The organism is Thorsellia anophelis DSM 18579 (assembly GCF_900111395.1).
Classification (GTDB): Bacteria; Pseudomonadota; Gammaproteobacteria; order Enterobacterales; family Thorselliaceae; genus Thorsellia; species Thorsellia anophelis.
The window spans coordinates 1-5,608 of the sequence record NZ_FOHV01000057.1 but is presented as its reverse complement, the minus strand read 5'-3'; the positions used below and the strand labels follow the sequence as shown (position 1 = coordinate 5,608).

Sequence of the window (5,608 nt, the reverse complement as noted above, 5' to 3'; positions counted from 1 at the left end):
CATTCAGCCTTTTTAAATTGATTATGAAAAGGTTTGTATTGACTTGCCTCTAGTTCACTATCCATCATTCTTAAGATATCTGCTAAGTTAGCGTGATCTTTAAAGCTAAGCGTTTGAATTAAAGCACTTAAAAAACATTCAGGTTGCAACAATCGTATGCGCTGCATGAACTTTGTTTTTCATGCAAATTCTCTAATAGATATTTTATCAAAAAATGATTTAAGTGGACGTGAAAATGTGATAAATTCATTGGTCATAGGAACCTCTTTTATGAAAATTGTATGTGTTAGAAACTACATTTGATCATAAAATTGGTTCCTTTTCAATTTTTTCCGCCAAAAAATATGTTAAAATTTCAATTAAAATCAAAGCTATAAAAATTTAATATAAAATCATTGAAAATTATTTAACATTTTTTGCTTAAGTTAATTAAAATTTTCCGAACTGGCTATGCCAAAAAGTGGGTAGGTAAAAATTACTTTATAAACTATTCGCTTAATCATCTTTAATTTACGTAGCCAATCGTAAATGAGCATATTGTTTACGTTTCTCTTCGAAGGAAGAAGCTAATTTTTCTGATGAATGACCTGTTTCTAGTGCAGTAGAAGTAGTTACAGAGCGCAAAATTTCCACTCTAGATGGTTTTATATATGTCTCTTGCTTCTTGTCGCTATTCATATGATGTCTCCTATAATGATTTAATTATACACAATTTTTTGCAAAATAAATTAAATTATTTACTTCATAGTATGAAAAAATTACTACAGAAACAACTGGGATGAGATGATTTTAGAGGAAATTAATATCATTTTACCTGGTTAGTTGACTAGATTAGTCTATATATGATTACAGGAAAATCAGACTATTATAAGGTTATAAAAGTTGTCTAGCAAAAAAAGAATATGCTAGGGCATGATTTTAATTGCTAGGTCAATGAAATTTGACATTCAGATGATAAGATTCATGTGTTTATTATCAGTTAAAATAACTGATAATAATGAATATTTATTCTAAATTACAAATCGCTACACATTAAAGCGCAATTATCATTTCAACTTATTGTATTATAATCATATTTAATTTCTCATTTCAAATTATACTCACCTTTGTGCTCACTTTGGTAATTGCTGAGCGAATGATTATGAAACTAGTTACAGATTATTCTAGATTTTGAATTAAGTTTTTATCTAGAATTTGAACGATATGATTGATCATTAGCAACTGGAATATTTTAAAAAAAAGAAGATGTAAATTTAATACACTCAGGAGAATAGCTGTTGTGTACTTATAATTAGAATTCACCATTGTTGATTGTCACTAGTAGGGTTTAGGTTAATGAGAAAAAATCTCTCATGGAAGGATAGTAATCTGTTATAATGATTTAATATCAATATTTATGCGTAAATTTACTCATTGAGGTATTTATTATGATTATTAGTTTTACTATTCAAAATTGGATGTCGTTTCGAGAGCCAGTTCATTTTTCGATGATTGCAAGTAAAGAAAAGCAACATAGGGAACGCATTGCGAAAATTTCTAAATACCAAACTAGCGTATTACCCATTGCAGCAATATATGGCGGTAATGCTTCGGGTAAAACTAATTTCTTTAAAGCCTTAAATTTTGTTAAATGGCTAGTTGTTAGAGGAACCAGTCCAGATAGCATTATTCCAGTAGAAACATATCGACTGGACTCATTATCCCAAGAAAATCCCAGTCGTTTTAAAATTGAGTTATTGAAAGATGAAATTATCTATGAGTTCAGCTTTGCTGTAACTCAACATGCAATTTTAGAAGAAAAACTTATTCAAATAACAAGTACAAGTGAAAAAGTTTTATATGATAGGCAAGGGGATAACCCAAATTTTTATTCAGGCTTGAATAAAGATATGTTTTTGCATTTTGCCTTTAAAGGGACAAGAGATAATCAATTATTTTTAACTAATTCAATCACTCAAAAAATTGAAACTTTCCGTCCTATTTATGATTGGTTTAAGGATACATTAGAGCTTGTTGCTCCTGACTCAAGATTTGAATCATTTGAACATTTTTTGGATGAAGCACATCCTTTATATAATACAATGAATCAATTATTGCCAAAGCTTGATACTGGGATATCTCAGTTAGGTAGCGAGGAAATCCCGTTTGACAATACACCTTTTACACAAGCAGTAAAGAATAAAATTAAAGAAGATGTAAAAGAGGGAGTAACTATAAGGTTACTTAATCCCTCTACTAATGAGCGATTTATTATAACGCGCAAATCTGGGCAATTGGTTGCAAAAAAACTGGTATCATTCCATTCTAATCATGAAGGTGAACAAATACAATTTGATATTAGACAGGAATCCGACGGTTCTCAAAGAGTGATTGATCTTCTTCCAGCCTTTTTGGAGTTATCAGATATTAATTCAAAAAAAGTTTACGTCATTGATGAAGTAGATAGAAGCCTACATTCATTATTGACTTGGCAATTATTGGAGGCTTATCTTTCGAATTGTACAAATGATAGTCGCTCACAATTATTGGTGACAACACATGATATTCTTTTAATGGACCAAAAATTATTACGGCGAGATGAAATGTGGGTGACTGAACGGAGCTTAACTGGTTGCTCTCATCTGATTTCATTTAGTGATTATAAGGATATTAGATATGATAAAAATATTCAAAAAAGTTATTTACAGGGCCGATTAGGTGGTATTCCAAAGATATCATTGATTCCTGCTTCTAATCAGAAAGAGGAGTAACTTTAATCATGTCAAAAAGAAGAAAATTTACTCGTCCATTAGGTGAAAGACGATATAAAAAATGTTTATACTAGCGGTAGAAGGTATTAAAACAGAGCCAGAGTATTTTTCTATTTTTAATGATAAAAATTCAATAATTCGTGTTAGTTGCCTTAAAAGTAGGTATGAAAGTTCTCCTCCTCAAGTGCTTGCGAGGATGCAAAAGTACCTGAAAGATGAGGGATTAAAGAATACTGATGAAGCTTGGTTAGTAGTCGATAAAGATCAATGGACTGACGAGCAATTGTCTATTTTAGCCAAATGGTCATTACAAGCGGATAATTATGGGCTTGCACTGAGTAATCCTAAATTCGAGTTTTGGCTTTTACTCCATTTTGAAGAGGCTACTGGAATCAGTAATTCAGAACAATGCTCAAAAAGGCTTCAGAGATACATTTCTGACTATGATAAAGGGATTAATGTGAAAAAAATATCAAAGTCGATGATATTAGCGGCAATCACCAGGGCTAAAAAAATAGATAGAATGAATTCTGAACAGAAAAATTTTTACCCTACTTTAACGGGAACTACGGTTTATAGGCTAGTAGAAAAAATAATAGAATCGAATGATAATTAATGCAGGCATTGCCGGTGCTTGTAAGTCAACAAGTTAAAAAACAGGCGTAAAAATGGTCAATAGTCTAGTATTCTTTAGGGAGTATAAATTAGCTATGCTGATACGTAGGGAGTACGCAGTTTTTAAACAAACCATTTCATTATCAAAGACTTTTTGTATAAATTTGTGTGTTCGGCATTTTAATTTATTGGTGTTCTGTAAAACGAGCACCAAATATCTATTTAATACACATCGCTACACATTAAAGCGCAACTCTCAATTCAAGTGGTTGTATTATAATCACTTTGAATTTCTCATTTCAAATTATACTCACCTTTATACTCACTTTGGTAATTGCTGAGCGAATGATTATGAAACTAGTTACAGATTATACTAGATTTTGAATTAAGTTTTTATCTAGAATTTGAACGATATGATTGATCATTAGCAACTGGAATATTCTAAAAAAAGAAGATTTAAATTTAATACACTCAGGAGAATAGCTGTTGTGTACTTATAATTAGAATTCACCCTATATTGTATTTAAGTCTATTGCCTTTTAATATATTTAAGTTAATCGCTACACATTAAAGCGTAATTCTCTTCTCAAATGATTGTATTATAACTACTTTAAATTTCTCATTTCAAATTGTACTCACTTTGGTAATTGCTTGGGTAATCGGTTTATTTAGTATTGATTTAGGACTAAAATGATTACTGAAAATTGAAAAAACTGTTTTTGTTCATCCTAACATCTTTATGCCCTTGATAAGACTTATAATTAGCGATTGAGAGTATTTAAAAACTGATCTTTATACGGTAATATCCGATGTAAAAAAATGATAGTCAACAACTCCTTAATATGGTAGTTTATCAATATTGCATTTTACGGCGGTAATCGCCGTAAAAAATAGAAAAAGTAAACTAAAGAAAGGGTTTGGTGTTTATCAATGGTTAGTCATCCTAAGCACGGAACGATGAAAGTCTCTTATAAGCAGTCACTTAAAACTCTTTTGCCTTATGGCATGTTAGCTACAAAGAAATGGCTTGTGGAGCAAGGTTTGAGTGCGCATGCGGTAGATAATGCTGTCAAAACCGATACGTTACTGCTACTAGCTACAGGTGTTTACAGTCAATATTCCCTAGAAATTACTTGGGAAGGCGTAGTTGCTTCTATGCAGCAGATGATGAATAAGGGTCTAGAAGAACAAGTTCCGCCTGTTGTAGTCGGTGGGTTGTCAGCGCTATCTATATCTGGTTTTGCGCAATATTTGTCGTTAGGAAATACGCAGCAAATTCATTTGTATACAAAGGGAAAGCTTCCTTCCTGGCTTCATAGACTGTCATTGCCAGTAAAATTCAAGGGACATAGTACAACTAAACTTTGGGCCGATGGTTTATCAAAAGATAGAACACTTGTTAAACAATATAAATGGACAGAGCAATTACCTCCAGTTTATATTTCATGCCCTGAAAAAGCCATATTGGAAGTACTAGTGGATTTACCTGAAAGTGTATCATTTGAGCATGCTGATGAGCTCATGCAGGGATTGGTGAATTTATCACCTAGAAAGCTTGATATATTATTAAAAGCGTGTAAAAGTGTTAAGGCTAAACGCTTGTTCTTTTGGCTTGCAAAACGCCAAGCTTATTCTTGGTTTGATAAGTTAAATGTAGAAAATTATGATTTAGGCTCAGGTAAACGTGTTATTGTTAAGGGGGGCACGTTGGATAAAGAGTATCTAATAACAGTACCTGGGCATATAGCGGTTGGAACTAAAGGATGAGTTCATAGGTGAATAAAAATACTATTTATTACAAACAGGTAGAGCTTTTGATACGGGTGTTGCCTTTCGTTGCTAAACAAAAATGCTTTGCTCTCAAAGGTGGTACAGCAATCAATTTATTTGTTAGAGAGTTTCCTCGTTTATCGGTCGATATTGATTTAGTGTATCTCCCAATGAAGCTTCGTGATGATGCATTGTTGGAAATTTGTGAAGCGCTTGATGCTATTGGTGTGGATTTAAAAAAAGCGTTTAAAGACGTTGAGCTAACGGAAGCTTATCGTTCAAAACAAGATATACTTAGGTTGATTGTTGCTCGTAATGGTGTACAGGTCAAGGTAGAACTATCACCTGTATTGCGAGGCACTGTTTATAAACCAAAACTGATGGAAGTTTGCACATCCGTAGAAGACGAATTTGGTTATGTTGAAATGCCCGTTGTTGATCTCGCTGATCTATATGCTGGGAAGATATGTGCG

5 protein-coding genes are annotated in these 5,608 nt (G+C 32.3%); 4 read left to right on the top strand and 1 reads right to left on the bottom strand.

Going from position 1 to position 5,608, the window contains the following annotated elements; translation table 11 throughout:
- Window positions 1-510: 510 nt before the first annotated feature.
- Window positions 511-678 (bottom strand): hypothetical protein, encoded by a 168-nt coding sequence (locus BMW37_RS15265; protein WP_177168704.1) that lies wholly within the window; start codon window positions 676-678, stop codon window positions 511-513.
- A gap of 749 nt (window positions 679-1,427) precedes the next feature.
- On the opposite strand from BMW37_RS15265, the gene BMW37_RS14730 reads away from it, so the two are divergent.
- From BMW37_RS14730 to BMW37_RS14715, 4 genes are all read left to right on the top strand, one after another.
- Complete coding sequence (locus BMW37_RS14730; protein ID WP_093322751.1) at window positions 1,428-2,750, top strand: AAA family ATPase; 1,323 nt, start codon at window positions 1,428-1,430, stop codon at window positions 2,748-2,750.
- A gap of 61 nt (window positions 2,751-2,811) precedes the next feature.
- Entirely contained in the window at window positions 2,812-3,366 is a 555-nt protein-coding gene (locus tag BMW37_RS14725; RefSeq protein WP_218139549.1) for an RloB family protein, read from the top strand.
- 929 nt (window positions 3,367-4,295) lie between these two features.
- Entirely contained in the window at window positions 4,296-5,132 is an 837-nt protein-coding gene (locus BMW37_RS14720) for a type IV toxin-antitoxin system AbiEi family antitoxin (RefSeq protein ID WP_093322749.1), read from the top strand.
- 56 nt (window positions 5,133-5,188) lie between these two features.
- On the top strand, window positions 5,189-5,608 hold a 420-nt coding region (locus BMW37_RS14715), incomplete at its 3' end, for a nucleotidyl transferase AbiEii/AbiGii toxin family protein (RefSeq protein WP_245711088.1).

Excerpts from the sequence above, each read along its gene's own strand:
- BMW37_RS14725 (WP_218139549.1), top strand. The coding sequence starts at position 2,812 with ATGTTTATACTAGCGGTAGAAGGTATTAAAACAGAGCCAGAGTATTTT.
- BMW37_RS15265 (WP_177168704.1), bottom strand. The coding sequence starts at position 678 with ATGAATAGCGACAAGAAGCAAGAGACATATATAAAACCATCTAGAGTG.
- BMW37_RS14720 (WP_093322749.1), top strand. The coding sequence starts at position 4,296 with ATGGTTAGTCATCCTAAGCACGGAACGATGAAAGTCTCTTATAAGCAG.
- BMW37_RS14730 (WP_093322751.1), top strand. The coding sequence starts at position 1,428 with ATGATTATTAGTTTTACTATTCAAAATTGGATGTCGTTTCGAGAGCCA.